This window comes from Fibrobacter sp. UWEL, from assembly GCF_900142535.1.
In the GTDB taxonomy this organism is placed as follows: domain Bacteria; phylum Fibrobacterota; class Fibrobacteria; order Fibrobacterales; family Fibrobacteraceae; genus Fibrobacter.
Window position 1 is genome coordinate 181,086 of record NZ_FRBE01000002.1, and the last position, 22,270, is coordinate 203,355.

At 49.0% G+C, this 22,270-nt stretch carries 16 protein-coding genes; 10 read left to right on the plus strand and 6 right to left on the minus strand.

Annotation, left to right across the window (positions count from 1 at the left end; all coding sequences use genetic code 11):
* Positions 1–9 precede the first annotated feature (9 nt).
* Together BUB59_RS02210 and BUB59_RS02215 are read left to right on the plus strand one after the other, a co-directional pair.
* Positions 10–1,533, plus strand: coding sequence for a M23 family metallopeptidase (locus tag BUB59_RS02210; RefSeq protein ID WP_073225212.1), 1,524 nt, complete (start codon positions 10–12; stop codon positions 1,531–1,533).
* Positions 1,534–1,740: 207 nt separating this feature from the next.
* Positions 1,741–2,178, plus strand: a complete 438-nt coding sequence (locus BUB59_RS02215) for a hypothetical protein (protein ID WP_073225214.1) — start codon at positions 1,741–1,743, stop codon at positions 2,176–2,178.
* A gap of 269 nt (positions 2,179–2,447) precedes the next feature.
* On the opposite strand, the gene BUB59_RS02220 is transcribed toward BUB59_RS02215, so the two are convergent.
* Positions 2,448–4,784: a glycoside hydrolase family 5 protein gene (locus tag BUB59_RS02220; RefSeq protein ID WP_083540128.1), complete on the minus strand. Its 2,337-nt coding sequence runs from the start codon at positions 4,782–4,784 to the stop codon at positions 2,448–2,450.
* Positions 4,785–5,034: 250 nt separating this feature from the next.
* On the opposite strand from BUB59_RS02220, the gene leuC reads away from it, so the two are divergent.
* Positions 5,035–6,444: a 3-isopropylmalate dehydratase large subunit gene (leuC, locus tag BUB59_RS02225; protein ID WP_073225217.1), complete on the plus strand. Its 1,410-nt coding sequence runs from the start codon at positions 5,035–5,037 to the stop codon at positions 6,442–6,444.
* A gap of 21 nt (positions 6,445–6,465) precedes the next feature.
* Entirely contained in the window at positions 6,466–7,068 is a 603-nt protein-coding gene (locus BUB59_RS02230; protein ID WP_073225219.1) for a 3-isopropylmalate dehydratase small subunit, read from the plus strand.
* Between the two features lie 106 nt (positions 7,069–7,174).
* On the opposite strand, the gene BUB59_RS02235 is transcribed toward BUB59_RS02230, so the two are convergent.
* The gene (locus BUB59_RS02235) at positions 7,175–8,257 is read right to left on the minus strand and encodes a GGDEF domain-containing protein (protein ID WP_159433311.1); all 1,083 of its coding nucleotides are present in this window, start codon (positions 8,255–8,257) and stop codon (positions 7,175–7,177) included.
* A gap of 244 nt (positions 8,258–8,501) precedes the next feature.
* On the opposite strand from BUB59_RS02235, the gene BUB59_RS02240 reads away from it, so the two are divergent.
* Positions 8,502–10,133: a pectate lyase family protein gene (locus BUB59_RS02240; protein WP_083540130.1), complete on the plus strand. Its 1,632-nt coding sequence runs from the start codon at positions 8,502–8,504 to the stop codon at positions 10,131–10,133.
* 75 nt (positions 10,134–10,208) lie between these two features.
* Here the strand turns inward: BUB59_RS02240 and BUB59_RS02245 are convergent, their stop codons facing one another.
* Positions 10,209–11,306 carry an exo-beta-N-acetylmuramidase NamZ family protein gene (locus tag BUB59_RS02245; RefSeq protein ID WP_073225224.1) on the minus strand — a complete coding sequence of 366 codons (1,098 nt, stop codon included), beginning with the start codon at positions 11,304–11,306 and terminating at the stop codon, positions 10,209–10,211.
* A gap of 285 nt (positions 11,307–11,591) precedes the next feature.
* Here BUB59_RS02245 and BUB59_RS02250 point away from each other — a divergent pair, with 285 nt between their 5' ends.
* Genes BUB59_RS02250 through BUB59_RS02260 form a run of 3 tightly spaced genes read left to right on the plus strand, consistent with a single transcriptional unit; the run spans position 11,592 to position 14,116 of the window.
* Positions 11,592–12,062, plus strand: a complete 471-nt coding sequence (locus BUB59_RS02250) for a single-stranded DNA-binding protein (RefSeq protein WP_073225226.1) — start codon at positions 11,592–11,594, stop codon at positions 12,060–12,062.
* Positions 12,063–12,122: 60 nt separating this feature from the next.
* On the plus strand, positions 12,123–13,091 hold the full coding sequence (locus BUB59_RS02255; protein WP_073225227.1) for a hypothetical protein: 969 nt from the start codon (positions 12,123–12,125) through the stop codon (positions 13,089–13,091).
* Positions 13,092–13,105: 14 nt separating this feature from the next.
* Entirely contained in the window at positions 13,106–14,116 is a 1,011-nt protein-coding gene (locus tag BUB59_RS02260) for an aspartate-semialdehyde dehydrogenase (protein ID WP_073225229.1), read from the plus strand.
* Positions 14,117–14,214: 98 nt separating this feature from the next.
* Here BUB59_RS02260 and BUB59_RS02265 read toward each other — a convergent pair whose 3' ends face one another.
* The 3 genes from BUB59_RS02265 to rplU form a co-directional block, all read right to left on the minus strand.
* Positions 14,215–16,521 carry a DUF4859 domain-containing protein gene (locus tag BUB59_RS02265; RefSeq protein ID WP_083540131.1) on the minus strand — a complete coding sequence of 769 codons (2,307 nt, stop codon included), beginning with the start codon at positions 16,519–16,521 and terminating at the stop codon, positions 14,215–14,217.
* 310 nt (positions 16,522–16,831) lie between these two features.
* On the minus strand, positions 16,832–17,092 hold the full coding sequence (gene rpmA / locus BUB59_RS02270) for a 50S ribosomal protein L27 (protein ID WP_073225232.1): 261 nt from the start codon (positions 17,090–17,092) through the stop codon (positions 16,832–16,834).
* 3 nt (positions 17,093–17,095) lie between these two features.
* Complete coding sequence (gene rplU, locus BUB59_RS02275) at positions 17,096–17,581, minus strand: 50S ribosomal protein L21 (RefSeq protein WP_073225234.1); 486 nt, start codon at positions 17,579–17,581, stop codon at positions 17,096–17,098.
* 257 nt (positions 17,582–17,838) lie between these two features.
* Between rplU and BUB59_RS02280 the strand changes: the two genes are divergently transcribed.
* Both BUB59_RS02280 and BUB59_RS02285 read left to right on the plus strand, forming a co-directional pair.
* The gene (locus tag BUB59_RS02280; protein WP_073225236.1) at positions 17,839–20,688 is read left to right on the plus strand and encodes a glycoside hydrolase family 2 protein; all 2,850 of its coding nucleotides are present in this window, start codon (positions 17,839–17,841) and stop codon (positions 20,686–20,688) included.
* A 306-nt stretch (positions 20,689–20,994) separates the two neighbouring features.
* Positions 20,995–22,269, plus strand: coding sequence for a glutamate-5-semialdehyde dehydrogenase (locus BUB59_RS02285; protein ID WP_073225238.1), 1,275 nt, complete (start codon positions 20,995–20,997; stop codon positions 22,267–22,269).
* The last annotated feature ends 1 nt before the right edge of the window (position 22,270 follow it).

Below are 22,270 nucleotides of genomic sequence, written 5' to 3' on the forward strand. Positions count from 1 at the left end.
TCTTTCTGAATGCGCTATAAGGTTCTAGACTACTTGTATAAGCAGGGTGGTCTAACCCTTTTTGCCTTTACCGGCAAATTGGATTTACCCCTAGAAGCCTTGCAAAACACAGCGCTGGCATTAAACGCCGGCGCTCGTTTTGTTGTCATTGACTTTACTGGAAAAACAGAATCCTCCGGCGGAATCTACATCCATGATTTGCTGGAAAGACTCATTACAAAGCAGGAGCTGGATAGCCTCGGCGATCAGTCCTGCATTATTTCAGGAACAAGGCTTTTTCCTTCCAACGACGAGCAGTTTAGAAACCTCTATCACAATCTCCATCTAATTCAGGAACGAGTCCCGCAAATTGTTGGAATCGTCTCCATGGAGATGTCCCGAGAGGAAGCCGCTTACATCCCCTTGATTACAAGACTTCTTGTGATTGCAGGAGAAGATCAGCAATTCGCATGTGAACAGATTGAAGACTTGAAGGGTTTACAACAAACTAACATTCTCTGGCTGTTCGACCAGAAGCCCCACAAGAAACGCTTTCCTAAGGCAACTGCGACAATCAACGCAAGTCAATCTTTCACGAAGGAATGCAGAGCATTATGCGAAAAGATGAATTGGGCCAAAGACGCCAATACTTTCGCAAAGACCATTGAAAGCCTTCACAAGGTTCAGATTCTCTCAAGGAACCCTCTAGACGGCATTCCAAAATTGTTCCGGAAGTTCTTCCCCATCTTCCTGGCAATCGCGGTCCTGGTTCCGTTCTTTTTCGTTTCCAAATTGGAACCCAATGTTTCCAATACCCGCAATAGAATTCACGAACGCGACGTAATCACCACAGCGCCTTTCTTCGAATACACCTTCGACGGAAAGGACAACCTGAATCGAATTGCACGCTATGGAATTGGACGCTTCAACGCTATTGTCGCCGACGAAAAGATGGTGAAGAAATATGCGGATATCACTCTGGACGAAAACGGATATTCCGCAAACAATTGGACCAAGGAAAACAACCACATCATTCCCCCAGCAGGAACGGTCATCAAGTTCTCCCGTCCGGAAATATTTGAACAAACTTCCACAGACTCCACCGGATCTGCATGGAAATACTGGACTTCCATTTTCTCGGATAGCATCGCCTACCTTACGGAATTCTATCACGAGAATCAGACCCAGACCGATCGAAAGCATCAAGCGATTGACGTGGCAGGCAGGCAGGGCGCAAGAATCCTAGCCCCCTTCTCCGCAAAGGCATGGACCAGCAAGGATGAACGAGGCGGCATCATTATCGGACTTGTTCATGAAAAACAAGTAATCGTCTTTATGCATTGCGACAAGCTGCTTTATTTGGACGGCCAGGAAGTCATGGCAGGAGACCCCATTGCCACCGTAGGAACTTCCGGACACACCACCGGTCCTCACGCCCATATCGTTACAGGCGTCGTTGACAAAAACGGGACAAAACGCCTCGGAAATATTAAGTACAAGGTAATTGACCCCATCACTTGGTATTACCGATTCAAGCCCAAATCATTGAAGTAAGTTTGTTCAAAAACTGGTTCAAAGCCACACTTTCCCTGTTGACAAAATTACAACACGTTCCAGACGTGACATTCGTCACAAAAGGGCTTCGACTTGCACAAAATATAAGCGAATTGTTACATTTTTACTCTCGCCAAGTTATCCGTAATTAAGTAACTTTGTTCACGGAATTAGGGATTTGGGTAACTTCGAAAAAAAGGAAAAAGAATGAAGTTCAGTGTTTTGGTGATCTCTGCAGTTGCCGCTACCCTCCTCGCCGGTTGCTCCGGTATCAAGACTCCTAAAGCCCAGTTGGCATCTCACGACATGGATCACAATATTCCTGCAATCGACGACCTGATTGTCACCATGAAGCAGGACTACATCAACAAGTGCTATATGCCTGTTGCCAAGCGCCGTCCTCCCGAAAACCAGTGCCAGTCCGAACTGTTCCAGATGTTGGAACGCAACTATCGTCTGGAATACCAGCAGGTTCATGTGGACCGCGCAGCCAACGAACTGTTCTTCAAGGACGTAGCTCGCGAAATTACCATCCTTTCCAAGAAGGATCCGGACGTTCGTAACGCCATCCGTAACGGAGGCTTCCGCAGTAACGACGAAATGCTCGCTTACTATAAGGACGCCTATAAATTCGAGACTAAATAAAAGCAGCGCAAATCGTTCGTTAGAACATAAAACCTCCGATCATTTGCGCTGCACGCTGGAACACAGTGCGTACTTGATAGAGGTTGCTACTAGCAGGATAAGACCTTCGTGTTAACGAGGGTCTTTCCTGTTTCTTGCAGGATTTTTTTGCTCACGGTACGGTGTTGATTGTTCGTCTGGAGGATAAAGCGAGTACTTGATAGAGGTTGCATAGAAAAAGGGACCTAGGCGTTGGCCTGGGTCCCTAAATCTTTTTTACAGAAGGGCGATTACTTCATGTACTTCTTGAAGACGTTCAGCATATTGCCATACCAGGAACCGCCATTAGAAGCTTCGAAGCCACCGCAGTTCTTGAAGCACCAGTATTGCCAGCTCATCTCATACTTTTCAGCCTGGGCAATCACAGCATCCACCCAAGCTTCGCGCTTGGTATCGGAAACGCTACTGCACTGTCCCTTGTTGGCAACACCGAATTCACCCATATTCAGGGGAACAGAGCCACCATTCACATCCGGATAGAAACGTGCCGCAGAGTCTGCATAGCTCTTGAAATGACCAGCCATATTGGAAATACCATCCTTTGCATTGCCATTGCAATCATAGCCATGTCCCTGGTGAGTGAATGAATACGGATCATAATAGTGACCAGTAAAGATGATGTTTCCATCAGCAGGAAGATCAAGGTTCTGAATCTGAGCAAACTTTGCGTAACCATTGCCTTCAAACATAATGGTCTTACCCTTAGACACGGAGCGGATAGCATTATAACCAGCAGTCATCAGCTTGTTCACCTGAGCGTTAGTCATGGGTTCTTTGGGTTCATTAAAGATTTCAAAGACCACCGCATCATCCGAGAAGGAGTCAAAGGCCTGTGCAATCTTTTTCCACTCGGAGGCAAAGGTATTCACCGCATTATCAAAGTTTCCATTACCGGCAGCATCGTAAACATTCTGATGGTGATGGCTATTAATGATTACGGTAAGGCCAGCCTTGATGGCCAACTGAACATCTTCCTTAACACCGCTAATTTGAGCATCAACGCCAGGATACCAACGAACCGGGAGACGAACAGAATTGAAACCTGCATTCTTTACAGTACTGAAATCACCATCACTAATGGGATTACTCCAACCACCATCGCCAACACCCGGAGCATCCCAGGAGTTGCCGAAATTAATACCGCGACCAAGTTTCTTGTTCATGGCACGACCCTTGGAGTAGTCAACGGCATCATGAGCAGCCTTGGTCCAAACGCCACCTAAGCAAACGAAGGAAACACCACCAGCAACAGCCACAGCCCTGTCGTTAGCAGAAGAACATGCTGTAGGAATCTGAGCAGCGGCAATATCATCAGCGGTTGCTACAGACCAGAGATTCTTCTTACAGAAATACTGTTTGCCATCGGTATGTGTAACAAGCTTACCTGCGGTAGTCTCATCGCAAGCACCTGCAGTCTTTGCCACTTCAGCACTTAACATGAACGATGCAGGAGCTTCTGCCCAGGCACCATCAGACTTACAGGCAAAATACTTGTCCTGGATGGTACTGTTGGGGTTCTGATTAGCCTTCACTTCATTCAGGTTAGCTTCGTTACAGCTACCCAAATTGAACATGGCACCCCAAAGGTATCTCTTATGGGTGGTGTAAGTCATCACATCAGCATCGTTATTGACTGCAGAGAGGTTGGAAGAGTTCACATTCACGTCAATATTGAATGCGGCGTCACCAATGAGAGCCTTCACAGCATTTTCACCCAGTTTACCATCTGCGGCAATGTCATCTGCAGTAAGCTTCAGCAAATCATCCAGCAAAGAGGGATTTGTTTCCATTGCATCCGTAAGTGTAACGAGATTTGCTGCAGCCTCCGTCATGTGGTAGACGGAAATATCTTCAAACATTGTGGAATCAGCCTGGAAGCCAAAGGCAGCGAGAATTTCCTTCTCAGCACGTTCCTTAGCGGCAGTGAAGCTCAATCCCTGCTTAGACACCAACTCCTGTACACGACCATATTCCAGATGAGTCAAGATGTTAATGTTAACGGTCTTGCGAGTTCTCAGGTCGGAAATAGCCTTCAGAGACTTCACTTCAGAAATATCCGGAAGAGAGAAGTTGAAGAACTTACCAGAGGCTTCAAAACTACCGATTGCGGAAGTCAAGGAACCAGAAGCGCTATAACCGCCCAAATCGTTGATTGTCTTAGTCTTAACAGCGGCGGTGCCAACGGTCATAGTTTTCGCATCAACACTAGACACGGTAACAGAGCCGCCCAAGCTCAGAGGGCCCACTTCCGCAACACCGGTAACACCAATGGTCAAAGAGCCAACAGAAGAAGTTCCATCATCCTTCTTTTCGTCCGCAGAAATCGGCTGATCAGCAGGATTTTCTTCTGGTTCGGGAGTTACAGTCTGCCCAGCAACAGAACTGGAAGATACCACTACAGGTATCGTCCCAGTAGTAGTCGAACTGCCAGGAACAAATGTGCTACCAGAGCTAAGACCAGGAACAACCGGATCCTGAGCAGCCGGAGTAGAAGAGCCATCGTCGGAACATGCGGCGAGCATCATGACCGGGACAATGGAAGCTATGCCTAACAATGATTTTTTCATTTTATTAGCCCTTTTTTCACAAAATTACACATAACCCCAAACCATATATAGTTAAATATTCATTTTTTTGTATACAACCGTTACACCGTGGTTGATAGACGTCACATACAAAGTGCCTTCTATTCCTCACATTTTTCTTACATTCGTCATGAATAGAACAAAACTTCCCGTTTTTATCTCATAGCATGCTTGCCACTTTTACTATCTTTGAGCACGAATTTTTGTTAAAACAAAACAAACGAGACACATTATGGGAAAATCATTATACCAGAAAATCTTCGAAAGCCACACTGTTGCTAAGCTTCCCAGCGGCCAGTGCCAGCTTTTCATCGGTCTCCACCTCTGCCACGAAGTGACCAGCCCCCAGGCTTTCGCATCTCTCCGTGAAGATGGCACCAAGGTTCTGTTCCCCGAACGCACCTTCGCTACCGTTGACCACATTATTCCCACCACTTTCCCGGAACGTAACCGCCCCCTTCAGGACGGCATTTCCGAAGAAATGTTCTCCCATATCGAAAAGAACACCGAATCCAACGGCATCAAGTTCTTTGGCCCCAAGACCTGCGAACAGGGCGTGATCCACATCGTTGGCCCGGAAGAAGGCGTGACCCAGCCGGGTATGACCGTCGCTTGCGGTGACTCCCATACAGCAACCCACGGTGCATTCGGTGCAATCGCATTTGGTATCGGCACCAGCCAGGTGGCAGACGTTCTCGCTACCCAGACTTTGGCCATGAGCCCCCTCAAGACCCGCCGCATCAACTTCACCGGCACCTTGAAGGCTGGCGTTACCGCTAAGGACGTTGCCCTCGCCTACATCGCCAAGCTTGGCGTGAACGGTGGCGTTGGCTACGCATACGAATTTGCAGGCCCGGTTATCGAAGCTATGAGCATGGAAGGCCGTATGACCATCTGTAACATGGCTATCGAAGGCGGTGCACGCGTTGGTTACTGCAACCCCGACGAAAAGACCTTCGAATTCCTGAAGGGCAAGCCCTACGCTCCCAAGGCAGACAAGTGGGATGAAGCAGTCGCTTACTGGAAGTCCGTCGCTACCGACGCCGACGCACAGTTCGACGACGAAATCGAAATCAACTGCGACAACCTGGAACCCATGGTGACCTGGGGTATCACTCCGGCACAGGCAATCCAGCTCAACGACAACATGCCGAAGATTTCTGAATTCGAAGGCTCCGAAAAGAAGGTCATCTCCGAAGCTTATGAATACATGGGCTGGGAAGAAGGTGGCAAGATGATCGGCACCCCCATCGATATCGCCTTCGTTGGTTCCTGCACCAACGGTCGTTTGTCCGACCTCCAGGCCGCAGCAGAAATCATCAAGGGCCACAAGGTTGCCGACACCGTCAAGATGTGGGTCGTTCCTGGTTCCATGAAGATCAAGGTGGAAGCAGAAGCTCTCGGTCTTGACAAGATCTTCAAGGAAGCTGGTGCAGAATGGCGCGAAGCCGGCTGCTCCCTCTGCCTTGCCATGAACCCGGATAAGCTGAAGGGCCGCCAGGTAAGTGCATCTTCCAGCAACCGTAACTTCAAGGGCCGTCAGGGCTCCCCCACTGGCCGTACCATTTTGATGAGCCCCGCCATGGTTGCAGCAGCTGCAATCGAAGGCAAGGTCACCGACGTCCGCAAGTACATCAAGTAATAGGAACAAGGAGATTTAAAAATGAATTCTATTGACATCGTTAAAGGTTCCGGCGTTCCTGTTCGCGGTAACGACATCGATACCGACCGTATCATTCCGGCTCGCTTCCTCAAGTGCGTGACCTTCGAAGGTCTTGGCGCAAACGCTTTCGCCGACGACATCGCCGGCCTCGAAGCCCAGGGCAAGGTTCACCCCTTCCGTGACCCGGCCTACAAGAACGGCACCATCCTGGTTTCCAACCAGAACTTCGGTTGCGGTTCCAGCCGTGAACACGCTCCCCAGGCTCTGAAGCGTTGGGGCATCAAGGCTATCATCGCTGAAAGCTACTCCGAAATCTTCTTCGGCAACTGCGTCGCCCTGGGCGTTCCCTGCTACAAGGTAGACCACGCTACCGCCGACAAGATTCTCGCATGGATCGAAGCAAACCCCTCCAAGGAATTGGAAACCAGCACCGACAAGTGCACCCTGAAGCTGGGCGACGAAACCATCGCCCTCACTCTGGCAGATGGTCCTCGCGGTCAGTTCCTGGACGGTTCCTGGAATGCTCGCTCCGCCCTTCAGGCTAACGCCGACAAGGTGCAGGAACTTGCCTCCAAGCTCCCGTACATGAACTTCCTTAAGTAATAGCTCACCAACCTTATTAAGGTCACTGAGCGGACCCGATCGGGAATCTAGCATTACAAAAAGGTCCGAGTCGAATTGACTCGGACCTTTTTGACATCAAGAATTTTTACTCCATGCAAATCTGATTCTTGCCGTTGGCTTTCGCCTTGTAAAGCAGGGCATCAACACCACTTAACATCTTGTTCTGTCCAGAAAAAGCTGGATCAGCACAGTTCACCAAACCGCCACTGATAGAAATTCTCATTTCCGGCTTATCGTCATAAGTCAGTCCATTCACCTGAGTACGTATATACTCCGCCTTGGCAAACGCCATTTCTATGGAGTTAGCACGAATGAGCTGGATGAATTCCTCCCCACCATAACGTACCGCACGTTCCCCCTTCTGGAGATCCTCAATACGATGTCCAACAGCGGACACCCCACGAAGGACTACATCCCCAAAAGGATGTCCATAGGTATCATTAATTTTCTTGAAATTATCGATATCGTACATGAATACGTAATAGCCTTCTTTACGGTCCGGCCAAACAGTATCGGTTAGATAATCAATGAAATGTCTACGATTATACAAATCCGTAAGAGGGTCTTTTTCCGCAAGATACTGCAACTTCGCCACCAACATTTCACGACCTCTCTGGTTCAATGCATAAAGTTTAAGCAAATAGGAAACCGTGGCAGCCAAGCAGATGGAAAGAACAAGGAACGTCAAGCAATAATCCACAAAAGTTGTCTGTACATCAATATGAGTCACCCACTCCGGATACAGCCAAGACATCACAAAGGAAGCCTCCCCCGACAAGATGGCAAACGACACTAACAAGAAACGTACGGACTTTTTCTCGTGAAGGGAACAGAGGAATACAGAGCCAAAGAAATAAATGATAATACTGCTGTTCAAAGCCCCGTACATGAAGAACTGAAGAGGCAAAATCACGCCACACATTATAAGGCACAACACCACATAGCATGACGCAATCTTTTTCGTTTTCTTGGCAATAATGCCCAAAAGAACAACGCACAAGAAACAGCAAACACAAAAAGAAACGGTTGAACCCTGCAGTCTTTCAATGACAGAAGATACAGCAGACAAAAAGGATGCCAAGCCAACCAAGCCCAACGTCACCCAAAAGAAGACATCTTCCAACGTATTTTGCTTACGCAGGAATGCATCCATTTTCTCTTGAACCATTGAAATCCTCCTTATTAAACCCATCCACCGGCGATTTAATATAACATTGCGTTCTTTGTTTTCCAACAAAAAAAAAGCCGTTTTTTCACGAGATGTTAATAAAACAACCCTCATTTTTTAAATGTTCTCAAAAATTTTCTCATTTTCTATTGACATTCAGTTCGTCAGAAGTTATATTCTAGTCATAGAATCAAGCAAATAAAGCATATTCTATAAAAAACGGTGTAAAAGGGATTGGTAAAATATGTTCTCAAAATTTCTTAAAGACTACAAGCCGAATTCAAATTTCGCTTTAATCACAGCCGCAACCATGATGGCCCTACTGATTTTATGCGGAACAGCAACGGCAGCAACCCCGAACTTCGCCATGACCGGTTACGCCACCTTGGAAGGGGGCACCACCGGTGGCAATGGCGGTAAAATCGTCGAAGTATCCAACTTTGCCGAGTTCAAGCAGTACGCCGAAGACCTGGAAACCCCTTACGTCATTATCGTGAAGGGCGAAATCAACACCGGCATCAAGACTTTCATTGACGAAAACGGTCATGTAGCCACTTCCGGCACCGAAACCACCTACGGCGAACTGGTCCAGGTCGGTAACAACAAGACCATCATTGGTAAGGGAACATCCGCATTCTTGAACCGCGTTGGCCTAATGATCCAGAATAAGCACAACATCATTATTCGCAATATCAAGTTCACCATGAGCGACGTGCCCATTAGCAAGACCGACGAAAACAAGGTCATTGCATTCCGTAACGGAGCCGAAGTCATCCTGAACGACCCCGACTGCATCGCCATTTCCGCAGACTCCGCCATCACCGTTTGGGCCGACAAGAAAAAGCAGGCCAGTCACAACATTTGGATTGACCATTGCGAATTCTATAACGCCTACACCAGCAACAAGGACCGCTACGACGGTCTTCTGGACGCAAAGAACAACATCTACAACGCAACCTTCAGCTGGAACTACTTCCACAACCATCACAAAGCCAGCCTGATCGGCAATAGCAACAGCGACAGCCTCCGTCACGAAATCACCATCCACCACAACTTCTACAAGGATCTGGATGCCCGCACCCCCATGATGCGCCACACCAAGATTCACCTCTACAACAATTACGTTCTGGGACAGGGAACTGGCAACGGTCCCAACGTCCGTTACGGTTCCGACGACTACTTCGAAAACAACCACTACGCAGGCCTCAGCAAGGCAATCTTTGTCGGGGACAACGGCGTTGCAACTATCGTAGGCAACTACTACGAAGGCTGTGCCAACTTCCAGAGCAGCGGTTGCAACAGCAAGAAGATGAAGATTTCCGTAAACCCCGGCACCACCCTTACTTCCAAGGACACCGCATGGGTCACCTACGACACCGAAATTCCTAAGGGAACCTTCAACCCCAAGAGCATTTACAGCTACACCGCAGACCCTGTTAGCGACGTTAAGAGCCTGGTCACCAATTATTCCGGCATCGGAAAAATCGACATTAGCGAATACGAAAAAGGAACCAAGATCGATCCAGTCATCGTAAGCTCCAGTTCCAGCCAACCCGTCGTGGAATCAAGCTCTAGTATTGAAACAGAACCCGTGGTAGAATCCAGCTCTAGCGCTGTTGAAGAACCGGCTGTTGAATCCAGTTCCAGCGTTGCAGAAGAACCCGCATCAAGCAGTTCCGAAGAACCCCAGCACTTGACAACCAGCAGCGTCGAATACACAATCTCCCCCACCACCAAGGTCCAGATTTTCTCCGTGACAGGCAAGTTGATTCGTCAAGGATTCCACAGCGAACAAGCACAGCTCAAGGCAGGCCTCCCCCAGGGCACATACCTCATGCGAATCCAGAACAAAACAACTCGATTCAACGTAAAGTAGATCCTCCTAACCCCCAAAAAAAGGAACACCAGATTCGTCTGGTGTTCTTTTTTACGTTTAAAAGGATGGAAGAAGCTAGATAGAGCTTTCGATGAATTCCTTACGGAAGGTTCCATTACCAAGCAAGATGTCGATGGGCAGCTTGTGGTATTCGTATTCGTAAGGCGGCTGCTTCCAGGCGAAATCCTTAGGATATTCGTTGAAAATGTACTGCAGCAGCTTGATTGCCATATCGAAACTGCGGAACTTGTCGCGATCCAGAACGTGAATCTGTGCGCCGCCGCAAATCTGACCAGCGCCCTTGTGGAAGGTAGGCTGGAAGTAGTTTTCGCGGAAGTATACGCCAGGCAGCTTCAGTCCGTTCATATACTTGCAAAGCTTAACTGCATCGATGAAGGGAGCGCCAAAGATTTCAAAGGGACGGGTGGTACCGCGGCCTTCGCTGACGTTAGTGGCTTCAAAGAGGCACATACCCGGATAGACAATAGCCGTATCCAAGGTGGGCATGTTGGGGCTGGGCAAAATCCAGGGCAAGCCAGTCTGATCGTACCACATTTTCTTATCATAGCCATCCATGTGCATCACGTAAAGTTCGCACTTGGGGAAGCATTCAGCCTTGAACTGTTCTGCCAGTTCGCCGATGGTCTTAGCATGTCGGGTACGGATGCTGTGGAGACCAACAAAGCTTGTGTAATTCAAATCCAGAACCGGACCTTCTTCGTCCACGCAGTTAATGGGGTTCGGACGGTCCACAACCACAACGGGAATGCCCAGCTTTTCGCAGGCCTTCATGCAAAGGTAAAGAGTCCAGATGAAGGTGTAGTAACGGGCGCCCACGTCCTGCAAGTCCACCAGAAGGGCATCCACATGAGAAAGCATTTCCGGGGTGGGTTCGCGGTGTTCACCGTACAGGCTATAAACGGGAATACCAAGTTCCGGATCGGTGTAACCTTCCCATTCGATCATGTTGTCCTGAGTGTGGCCCTTGATGCCATGCTGGGGGCCGAACAATGCAGACAACTTAAACAACTTGCCGTCGTAGGACTTCAACAGATCCAAGGTGTAGCTTAAATCTGCACAGACAGAAGCCGGATGGAGGACTGCGCCGAGGCGCTTGCCGCGAAGGGCGGCGGGGAAAGACTTTTCGAAATTGGAAAGAGCGAGAGTTACCATACTGAGTTATGAGTGACGAGTTATGAATGACGAGTTATGAATTATGAGTTATGAATCATGAGTTCGTAATTCATAATTTTTCATTCTTCATCCTTCACCTTTCGTTGTTAATTGTTAATTGATCTTTGCGAATTATAGTTTTTTAGGTCGATTCGCGTCGCCTCTTGTTTGCAAAATGGGGTTTTTACAGCTGAAAACACCTTGAATCGAAAATTGACACTTTTGTGACAATCATTTTTTTTATCTTTCCCATAGAAATAAAAATTAAAATAGGATAATAGTAATATGGCATATTTAAATAAAGTGATGCTCATTGGTAACGTAGGTAAGGATCCTGTCATTAGCGCAGGCGCAACTGGTCGCAAGCGCGTATCCTTCTCTCTGGCCACCTCCCGTCGCTACCGCGACAATAACGGCGAACAGAAGGAACAGACCGACTGGCACAACATCGTCGGTTGGGGCAAGGTTGCCGACACTATGGAACAGCTGGGCGTCAAGAAGGGTACCACCCTCTATGTGGAAGGTTCCCTCACCAACCGTAGCTGGACCGACCAGAGCGGTCAGAAGCGTTACTCTACCGAAGTGAGCCTGGATACTTTCCAGCTTCTCTCCAGCCGTAGCTCCAACGGCGGCCAGAGCGGCAGCTTCAACCAGGCAGGCAACAGCTACAGCCAGTCCAACAACTTTAACCAGCAGAGTTCCGCTCCGGCATACGACGCTCCCATGCCGGAAGAAGAAGACGGCCTTCCGTTCTAACGAACGGTTCTAGAGAATAGTCCAAACGGGCCGTTCTAGTCGGAACCTTAAGTAAGGTAAATGAATCAACAAATCGCAGATATTGCACTGATGTACGTACTACCGCTGGGGATCACCTTCGTGGCGATCCTCCAGGCGGCGTCCGCCTATTATCGCTACCAGAAACTTCTGGGAGTGATTTTCTCGTTTTTGATTGTAGCAATGGACTGCGTGTTCTATTTCGCGCAGAATTCCTTTATTGTCTACAACTGCGATGGCGGACTTCTACTCGCTTTTGCTAGCCTGTTCCTTTACAGCATCATCCTCGCCATCAAGAGCGATGACCGTCCTGCAAAGGTTGGGCATTTTATTTTCTCCGCCCTAATGTTCGTCAGCTTCTGGGGAATCGCCTACTGGGATCGCCCCACATTCATTCCCACACAGGATTACTCACCTGCAGAAATCGCCGAACTCAACGCAAAGTACCAGGAATACATTGCATCTTTCGAGAACAGCGACAGCCCCGACTACAAGCAGGGCAAGGCACACAAAAGCAACGGGATTACCGGCGAACAAGGCAGAGCCGATATTGGCAGCAACAGTGCCGCTCTTGCCCGTCTTGACAGCTACACGAAAGAAGCTCAGACGGTCATCAGCCGTATGCGCGCCATTGCAGAAGCTGTCAAGAATTTCGAGAAGGTTCCGTCTAACATTAACGAGCAACAGCGTGAAACTCGTGGCAGACAAGCGCTCGCCATCAGCAACAATGCTGTAGCATTGAACAAGAAAGTGCTGGGATTATTCCACCCCCATGAATCCAGCGAGGCTCATTCCGAACTGATTCAGGCAAGCGAAAGCGTAAGGCTTGCTGCCTATTCCCTGTACAACTACGCCATTCAGGAAAATCCAGAAGAACAGCAGAATCAGTATAGTCAGGCCATGGGACAGATTGCCCAGATGAACGCCTACATTGATCGCTTCTGGAACGATATCGAGAATTTAAAATCAAACAACCAACCTCAGCAACAAAACGCTGAGAACGATAACTAAGGATCAACAACACTATGATTCGTAACGTAGCCATCATGGGCGCCACCGGTGCCGTCGGCCAGGAACTGCTTTCCATCTTGGAACAGCGCAACTTCCCTCTCCAGAACCTCAAGCTCCTCGCTTCTGAACGTAGCGTCGGTAAGGAATACACCTTCAAGGGTGAAAAGCTGAAGGTTGAACTGACCTGCGCTGATGCATTCAAGGGCGTGGACCTGGTTCTCTCCTCTGCAGGTGCAGCTGTTTCTAAGGAATTTGCTCCTATCGCTGTTGAAAACGGCGCTGTAGTTGTGGACAACACCAGCTACTTCCGTATGATGGACAATGTTCCCCTGGTCGTTCCCGAAGTGAACGCTTGCGACATTCCTCTCCACAAGGCTGAAAACGGCGGTTGCGGCATTATCGCAAACCCCAACTGCACCACCATCATGATGGTTGTGGTTCTCAACCCCATCGAAAAGATTTCCCACATCAAGAAGATCCGCGTTTCCTCTTACCAGAGTGCAAGTGGTGCAGGTGCAGTTGCTATGGAAGAACTCCAGCAGCAGTACAAGGACATCATCGAAACCGGTTCTACCACTCACATCAACAAGTTCCCCTTCCAGCTGGCATACAACGTCATTCCTCAGATCGACAAGATGACTGAAAATGACTACACCAAGGAAGAAATGAAGATGTACAACGAAACCCGCAAGATCATGCACTCTGATGTTCGCACCAGCGCTACTTGCGTACGCGTTAGCTCTCTCCGTTCTCATTCCGAATCCGTCTGGTTCGAAACTGAAAAGCCGGTTTCCGTTGAAGAAATCCGCGCAGCCCTCAAGAACGCTCCGGGCGTATTCCTGAAGGACGATCCGCAGAACTACGTCTACCCCATGCCGCTGGAAAGCGCTGGTCACGACGACGTTTACGTTGGCCGTATCCGTAAGGACCTGGCAGACGATTGCGGCAACACTCTGTGGCTTACCGGTGACCAGATCCGTAAGGGTGCTGCACTGAACGCAGTTCAGATCGCAGAGCTTTTGTAAGGCGAACGAAACTTTCGCTAAAACAAAGGACCTGGTTCACACCAGGTCTTTTGTTTTGCTCACGGAGAGATCGTTCCAAATCTCATTTAAGAAAAGCCTTAATATCCGTATTTGTGCTTTGTTTCGTACCAGAACTTTCTCAATAACCAGTAGTCATATTCAGTTACAGTACTAGATGAGCCGGAGTTCATTACCATAGTCCTTGCAACGCCGGAGTAACTCGTATTTGCAGTGATGCCACCGCCGGAAGCATCGCCAGCCTTGGGAGAGGAGTAATTTGCGTCGGGGAAATCCCAAGACTCGTAATAGTCCGGCAGGCCGAAGTTGTGACCCGATTCGTGAGCAACAATATGAGGAATGCCTTCGCCAAGCATACTTTCCACATGTTCTGCGGCAACCCAGAGGCCACCGCCGGCAAAGCCCCACATATTGGTGCTGTATTCAGTATAGCCATCAACCACCTGGAATATTTCATCGTAAGTTCCGTCAGGGCAATAAGGCTGAACGCTACCTCCAAAATTCAAGGTATAGTACGAGCCCACCATTCCGTCCGTCTTTGTAGACGTATAGACGTTTTCATCAGACTGCTTATCCTGAATGTAACTAGCATCATATACAGCCCAGCCTGTGGCAACCACATTCACATTGTCATAAGGCCAGCCCTCAAAGCCCGTCAGATACTGGGTCCACGCATGAGTAATATCGTTAATCATCTGACGAATCTGATCGCGTTTAGACTTGGACAGTGCAGATTTCTTTTCCCACACAATGCAATATTTCAAAGTTCCCTTACCATTGATAATGTGTTCGAAGGTAAGGCCGGAGCTATTTTCCGTACGGTAGTCATCGTAAGTTCCATCGCTACCGCTAACAATCCCATTACTGCTTAAACGATAATCCCACTGCCAGTTCACGAACTTGTAAATCTCAGGATTGCTTGTGGCCAAGCTTGCCATGGTGATTTGCGCAACCGAGGAACTGGACTTAACGCTAGAGCTACTTGATTTTGCACTGGAGGAGCTAGACTTTGCGCTAGAGGAACTTGACTTTGCGCTGGAGGAACTACTTGATACAGCAGCGTTCTTCATGTTCAAGGTAATGGTGAACACAACGGATTTATTCCCGTAGCTCACGCCCTGCTTAATTGTATAATCACCAGCAGAAAGTGCAGCGGGGTACTGGCCCACGTTTGCCTTCATGGAAGAAAGGTCCAGCTCCGAATATATAACGGATCCATTGTCATAAGTTGTTACATTACCACTAACGTCGAACCAATGACCAGGATCGTTTGCGGTAGAGGCTGTGCTATTTGCAGAGCCGTCCGGATTTACAGCGAAGTACGAAACACTGGACAATTGAGAAGTGCTTATACCCAGAGCGGAGGCAACTTGAGACGCACCCAAATCAACGGTAACGTAGGAATAATCTGTTGAACTGATTTCAAGTGTGGCAGAATAGTTCAGATATTTGGTTTCCACAGCAGCAGAACTACTAGATACCTCGACTACGCTCGGGATGACAGAAGAGGAACTAGATAAAGATGCAGCCACAAGGTTCAGTGTTATGTTTTGAACATTATCTTCTACGTTCGCACGCGTTGCTGCGGTTGCACCGTCGGCACTTGCAGAAATATTCCAACTGCGATTTTCCTTAAGAATCATCCAATTGGAAGCGACCTCATATTTGTCACCAACCGCAGATGAAGTCAAGACAACATTTTCACCGAGGCTTCCCTGCAAAGTCACATTCACAGATGTACCAGTCTTTGCAGAACCCGACACAACCTTGCGAGAAATAATCACATCCCCGACGGAAGCGTCATCGTCCAATACAGGAACCTTATCGTTCAGGGTTCCACCACCGTATTGAAGCACTAGGGAATCAACCGAAGCCAAGACCTTGCGCAAACCAGTCATTTCAACAGAAACGGAGCTGTGATTTACACCCTTGTAGTTAACCTTGTAGGTATATTCGGAATGATCAACACTGATCTTAACCAGATAAACGCCAGGATTTGCATTCTCGGGAATTGCATTTATGGAATGAGCACCCGCATTCATCATCTGACGGTGGCTGCGGAAGACATTCTGTCCCAGCATGCCATAAGTAGAGACCTGCACAGACGCAATTCTTGCTACGGAAAAATGCAGGAAGCCTCTTTCAAAAGAAAGACCGGAAACAGATGATCTCAAACCCAAGGTTTCTGCATATTCAGTTTCAATGGAGAAGTATCCATTTGCATCCGTAACCGCAGTCGCTCCACTTGAAAGCAGGCTAACAGAAACACCACTTACACCAGCCTTGGAAACATCCTTCACAAAACCAGATACATTTGCATTGGCTGCTGATGCAATCAGGCCAATAGATCCCAGTGTTACAAACACTTTTGAGAATACATTTGTCATGTACTAATCCTCTTTTTTACACCTGTGCAAAAAATATTTCCCCGCCCCCTGTTTTCCCATAGTGTTGAGGAATTATCCGTGCAAAAAACGTGTTATAACAATTTTTTTACGAAGTACAGTATAACGTGATTCGGCATGACAAAATAAGGACTCTCTTACGAGAGTCCTTATCAAAAGTTTTAAAGCTTATTTACCCTGATTCTAGGAAAGGGTCCAGGGGAAACCATGAGGTTTCCCTTGCAACAAAATAAGGCCACTCTTGCGAGCGACCTTATCAAAAGCTTTAAAGCTTGTTCAGCAAAAGAGAAACTTAGTTTTCTTCTGCGTAAACAGAGACCTTCTGACGCTTTGCATCGAGGCGTTCAAACTTCACAACGCCATCAACGAGGGAGAACAAGGTGAAATCCTTGCCCATGCCCACATTGTTGCCCTTGTGGAAGTGAGAGCCACGCTGACGGACGATGATGTTGCCAGCCTTGACAACTTCACCAGCATACTTCTTAACACCAAGATACTTGGCGTTAGAGTCGCGACCGTTACGAACAGAACCTTGACCTTTCTTATGTGCCATGGATTAAGCCTCCTTAGCCTTACGCAGAGAGTTCTTCTTGACCTTAGCAGGCTTCGGAAGGCCCTGAGCGATCTTTTCCTTGCGAGTGAGGGGCTTGTTCTGCACCTTCTGCTTAGCAAGGGCAGCCACGCGAGCGCGGTTGCGGGTAACAACTTGAGAGTCTACAACTGCAGATTCTGCGCCGGAGCGGAGTTCCGTTACGAGCACTTCGGTGTAGCCCTGACGATGACCGTTACGACGTTCGTAACGAGTACGACGCTTCTTCTTAAACACGATAACAGTATCGTACTTGTCATGGGCGAGAACTTCGACCTTGACGGAAGCATCATTCAGGACAGGGGTGCCGATTTGCACTTCTTTTCCTGCGAAAAGAAGAACGGACTTCAGTTCCACTTCAGAACCAACAGCGGCGTCGATGGTCGGAACCTTGTAGGTCTTGCCGAGTTCGACTTTATACTGGAAACCACCTGTTTCAACAATAGAATACATTTTGTAATCCTTTTTAGGTTGCTATTGGAGTCCCAAATTTAGCAATACTGTCAAAAAAATTAAAGGGGTTTATCCACAGAAAATGAACAAAAAGTCCGTATTTTGGAGTAAAAAAGTTGATTTTCCGATTTTTTTTTTACAAATACTAGCGGTTTTGTCCCTTCTGGGTCCTTTTTTGCCCCCACTTTCGTCATTAAGGGCTGACCGCTCCCTGGGAAATTCCTAATTTTGCGGCGTATTTTATAAAGGACACTCTAATGAGCAAAATTTTGAGCCTTGCAGGCGATTGGCAGATGATCTGGGACACCGAAGACGCAGGTATCACCAACCGCTGGTATGCAACTTATCCTGAAGACACCGAAACCGTCACCGTTCCCCACATCTGGGAACGCGCATTTGACAAGCTTCTGATGTCCCAGGACTGCGCCTACTATTTCAAGCGTTTCACTATTGAAGACGAAAAGCAAGTTACCAAGAGAATTTTCCTCCGCTTTAACAGGATTGCAACTCATGCCACTGTATGGCTGAACGGTAAGCTGCTGGGCACTCACTTTGGTGCATACACGTCCTTCACTCTGGAAACTCAGAAGGCTCTGAAGATTGGCGAAGAAAACATTCTTTGCGTCCGTGTTGCAAATATGGGTGCCGCCAATAGCCGTATCGACCTTGGTCGCGAATCCAAGGAAGGCGCAGACGACCGCTTTGCCCATCCCAGCGAAATGCCTGTGGGCCAGCCCTGGAATCAGTATCCCTTTGGCGGTATCTACGGTGACGTGGAACTGATCCTGGGTACTGCAGCATTCATCGACCACGTTCAGGTGGAACCGGACCTGGACCAGGAACGCGTCGCTTGCGAAGTCAGCTTTAACAATCCCCGCGGTTTCATGACCCGCCTCCGCGTGCTCATGAGAAATCCCGCCGGCGAAGTATTCGAACATTTCATCGACAACATCAAGCTGGACAAGGAAAACGCCACCCAGCGTTACGTCTTCGAAGTGAAGGACGTGAAGAAGGACAAGTTCCTGTGGGCTCCGGAACATCCGAATACCTATGCTATTGAATTCCAGCTGGAAATCAAGGCCGGTAAGGAAAAGGACGGCAAGGAAGTAAAGCGTCCTGAATACGCCTTCCCTGTCGTCAAGACTTTCGGTTTCCGCAAGTTCGACTGCCTGAAGGGCGACTACTACCTGAACGACCAGATCTTGAAGATTCAGGGCATCAGCTACAACCAGCAGTGGAGCGAAGGCGGCCTGTGGACCTACGACAACCCCAAGCTGGAAAAAGACCTGAAGTCCATCAAGGACAAGGGTTTCAACGCCATTCGTAGCTGCGGCGCTCCTCTTACCGAAGAAGCGCTGAACATCTGCGACAAGTTGGGTCTCATTGTCTTCCAGGAATTCCCCATCCACACCATGCGTTCCACTACGCAGGGTCTGGAAATCGCAAAGAAGCTTATTAACGACATCGTTGCAGAACAGCACAACCATCCCAGCATTGGTGCATGGGTTCTGGGTTCCGAAAACGGCACCTTCCTGCTGCAGAACGGAAACAAGATGTTGAACGCAATTAGCCCGGTGGACATGACCCGTCCGGCTATCAGCAACCTGAACTCCATCTACCTGGATAACGAAGGCAACTTCCACAAGGATACCGGCAAGCTTCTTCCGGTGACCGTGGACCGCATTTCCCAGTACGCTACTCTGCGTATCAACCCCAGAATGAGTCCCAACGCAGGCTACACTCATTATCTGGCACACTGCTTTGACCGCGACAACGAAGAACTGATGGTTCCGGATGCAGGTCTGGGCGACGCAGTCTTCCAGGATGAAGAAGAAAACGTAGCAAGCGACATCAGTAACAAGATGCTGGTGACCTTGAAGAACCACACCTTGCTTCCCGCTTCCGCAACATCCATCTCCGGTCCTCGCAGCGCCAAGAACCAGAAGGCCATCAAGAGTTTCGTAAAGCAGATTGAAACCTTCGTGGACAGCGATCTTTCCGTATGGAAGAGCTACAGCGACTTTGTGGCTGACGCAAACCGCATCGCCCTCAAGAGCAAGCTGGATCAGATTACCGCTTTCCAGAGCAACCCCCAGATTTCCGGTTTCTTCCTGGATCAGTGGTCCGACTGCAACACCGACTTCTGCGGCCTGAATGACGAAAACCGCGCAAGCAAGGGCTTCGAAGATTTCGCAACCGAAATCACCGTTCCCAGCCGCGCCCTCATCAGCGAACTGGACCACGTCGTCGCTCCCCAGGGCGAAGTCAGCTTCCAGGTCACCGTGCTGAACAACAAGCGCTATGAAGAACTGACAGTCCAGATCAAGCTCCTGGACGAAAAGGGCAAGGAAGTTTCCAGCCAGGTGATGGAACCGGAAGAACCGGCCGGCAAGACCAGCCTTACCCAGCTGGGTATCTGCACCATGATGGCACCCCGCAATGTAGGCAAGTACCAGATTCAGGTGACCCTGCAGGACAACGGCAAGGCAATTCACACCTCTACCGAAGACTTGATCGTGATCGAACAGGCCGACGTGAAGAGCGCAGAAAAGAAGGTCTGCTTCCTGGATAACTGCGAAGAATCCAGCGACGCTCTGGCAGCCCTTACCGGTCCGGAACAGATTATCTTCACTGCAAACCTCAGCTCCTGGCCGGATGAAATTCTGGACAAGATCGTGGACGTCACCAAGAACGGCGGCAAGACCTTGTTGCTCTCCGACATGACTCAGGAAGATATCGACTACATGACCCAGAGCCATCTGTTTGATTTCGAAATCCAGTCTCACTGGAGTACCGGCGCAAACGAACTGTCCCTGCACTACCTGACTAAGGGTTCCGCACTGGCATCCATCTTCGGTGAAACCGCCGTGCTGGATCACAATGCAGCAGCGGTGATGCCCAGCATCTCCCTGAACGAACTGCCCGGTGCACAGGTATTCGCTCGCGACCTGACCCTGAAGGACGGCGCAGTAGTTACCGGCGCAGACATGCAGCTGGTACCCTTCGGCAAGGGCAAGATTATGTTCAACCAGTTCAACGTCTTCGAAGGCCTGGAAACCAGCGCCCTGGCAGACGCCCTGTTTGCAAAGATCGTAAGCCTGCTGTAACAGCGCAAAGCGTAAAGGTTAAAGAAAAAAGTCGCGGAGATAATTCGCGACTTTTTTAGTTTATACGTAAATTTCTAATACAACAAAAAAAGACTCGGTGCCTTTTGAGAGAGAAGGCAAGCACCGAGTCTAAACACCCAAGTCCGATACCCGAGCGACAATCCGACAACGTCGCAGATAACAACAAACCTGATGTAATTAAACTACACTAAAAAGAGATGAAAATCAAGTTCAATCTTGAGCAGGACTAGGCCCCGTTTATTCCAAGTTGGAACATTCATGAAATCATTAGCTATATTTGGACTCATGAACACAACTGAATTGGCAAACTATTCCGACCTTCTGGCACAAAACGCCCGTAAGGCAAGCAAGAAAATTCGCACTCTCAGTGCAGAAACTCGCAGCAAGGTTTTGGCCCGCGTGGCAGAACTGCTCCGTGCAAGCAAGCCGGAAATCCTGGCAGCAAACAAGCTTGACGTCGATGCAGCCCAGGGCAAGATTAGCGACTCCATGCTGGACCGCTTAACGTTGAACGACGCCCGCATTGAATCCATGGCTAAGGGAGCAGAAGAAATTGCCGCCTTTACCGATCCGCTGAACAAGGTTCTGGAATCCCGAGAACTGAAGAACGGTATCAAGATTAGCCGTGTTGCTGTACCTATCGGTTCTGTGTTCTTTATTTTTGAAAGCCGCCCCAACGTGACTATCGATGGCGCTTGCCTCTGCTTCAAGGCTGGTAACGCCGTGATCCTCCGTGGCGGTAAGGAATCCTTGAATTCCGCAAAATGCCTGGCTGATATTTTCCGTAAGGCTCTTGCAGAAAATGACGTAGAAGCGGATGCAGTCCAGCTGGTCACTGAAACCAGCCACGACCTGGTAGACATGCTCCTCCAGCGTAACGACTGCATTGACCTGGTAATCCCCCGCGGTGGCGAGCGTCTGATTCGCGCAGTGGTGGACCAGAGTAAGATTCCTGTGATCAAGCACTTCAACGGCATCTGCCATGTTTACGTGGACAAGGCTGCCGATATTGCCAAGGCAGAAAACATCTTGATCAACGCCAAGACCCAGCGTACCGGCGTATGCAACGCTATGGAATGTGTGCTGTTCAACAAGGCCCTCCCCTCTACCGACGTGAAGCGCTTGGTAGACGCCCTTACCAGCCGTGGCGTAGAACTGTTCGGCAACGCCGACGCCCAGAAGCGCCTGGAAGGCATCGCTAACGTCACCGACATCGGAGACGAAGCCAACTACCACACCGAATATCTGGCATTGAAGGCCAGCGTGAAGTTCGTGGAAAACGTGGAAGAGGCCTGCGACCATATCGAGAAGTACAGCAGCCGCCACACAGAAGCCATCGTTTCCGAAGACGCAGCCGCACAGGACTACTTCGTGGCAAACGTTGACTCCAGCAGCGTTATGGTGAACGCAAGTACCCGCTTTGCAGATGGTGGCGAATACGGCCTTGGCGCAGAAGTCGGCATTTCCACCGACAAACTCCACGCCCGTGGCCCTATGGGCGTTGAAAGCCTTTGCACCTACAAGTGGGTGCTTCGCGGCGAAGGTCAAGTAAGAGGTTAAA

Excerpts from the sequence above, each read along its gene's own strand:
- rplU (WP_073225234.1), bottom strand. The coding sequence starts at position 17,581 with ATGTATTCTATTGTTGAAACAGGTGGTTTCCAGTATAAAGTCGAACTC.
- rpmA (WP_073225232.1), bottom strand. The coding sequence starts at position 17,092 with ATGGCACATAAGAAAGGTCAAGGTTCTGTTCGTAACGGTCGCGACTCT.
- BUB59_RS02240 (WP_083540130.1), top strand. The coding sequence starts at position 8,502 with ATGTTCTCAAAATTTCTTAAAGACTACAAGCCGAATTCAAATTTCGCT.
- BUB59_RS02250 (WP_073225226.1), top strand. The coding sequence starts at position 11,592 with ATGGCATATTTAAATAAAGTGATGCTCATTGGTAACGTAGGTAAGGAT.
- BUB59_RS02260 (WP_073225229.1), top strand. The coding sequence starts at position 13,106 with ATGATTCGTAACGTAGCCATCATGGGCGCCACCGGTGCCGTCGGCCAG.
- BUB59_RS02210 (WP_073225212.1), top strand. The coding sequence starts at position 10 with ATGCGCTATAAGGTTCTAGACTACTTGTATAAGCAGGGTGGTCTAACC.
- BUB59_RS02220 (WP_083540128.1), bottom strand. The coding sequence starts at position 4,784 with ATGAAAAAATCATTGTTAGGCATAGCTTCCATTGTCCCGGTCATGATG.
- BUB59_RS02255 (WP_073225227.1), top strand. The coding sequence starts at position 12,123 with ATGAATCAACAAATCGCAGATATTGCACTGATGTACGTACTACCGCTG.
- BUB59_RS02245 (WP_073225224.1), bottom strand. The coding sequence starts at position 11,306 with ATGGTAACTCTCGCTCTTTCCAATTTCGAAAAGTCTTTCCCCGCCGCC.
- BUB59_RS02285 (WP_073225238.1), top strand. The coding sequence starts at position 20,995 with ATGAACACAACTGAATTGGCAAACTATTCCGACCTTCTGGCACAAAAC.
- leuC (WP_073225217.1), top strand. The coding sequence starts at position 5,035 with ATGGGAAAATCATTATACCAGAAAATCTTCGAAAGCCACACTGTTGCT.
- BUB59_RS02265 (WP_083540131.1), bottom strand. The coding sequence starts at position 16,521 with ATGACAAATGTATTCTCAAAAGTGTTTGTAACACTGGGATCTATTGGC.
- BUB59_RS02215 (WP_073225214.1), top strand. The coding sequence starts at position 1,741 with ATGAAGTTCAGTGTTTTGGTGATCTCTGCAGTTGCCGCTACCCTCCTC.
- BUB59_RS02280 (WP_073225236.1), top strand. The coding sequence starts at position 17,839 with ATGAGCAAAATTTTGAGCCTTGCAGGCGATTGGCAGATGATCTGGGAC.
- BUB59_RS02235 (WP_159433311.1), bottom strand. The coding sequence starts at position 8,257 with ATGGTTCAAGAGAAAATGGATGCATTCCTGCGTAAGCAAAATACGTTG.
- BUB59_RS02230 (WP_073225219.1), top strand. The coding sequence starts at position 6,466 with ATGAATTCTATTGACATCGTTAAAGGTTCCGGCGTTCCTGTTCGCGGT.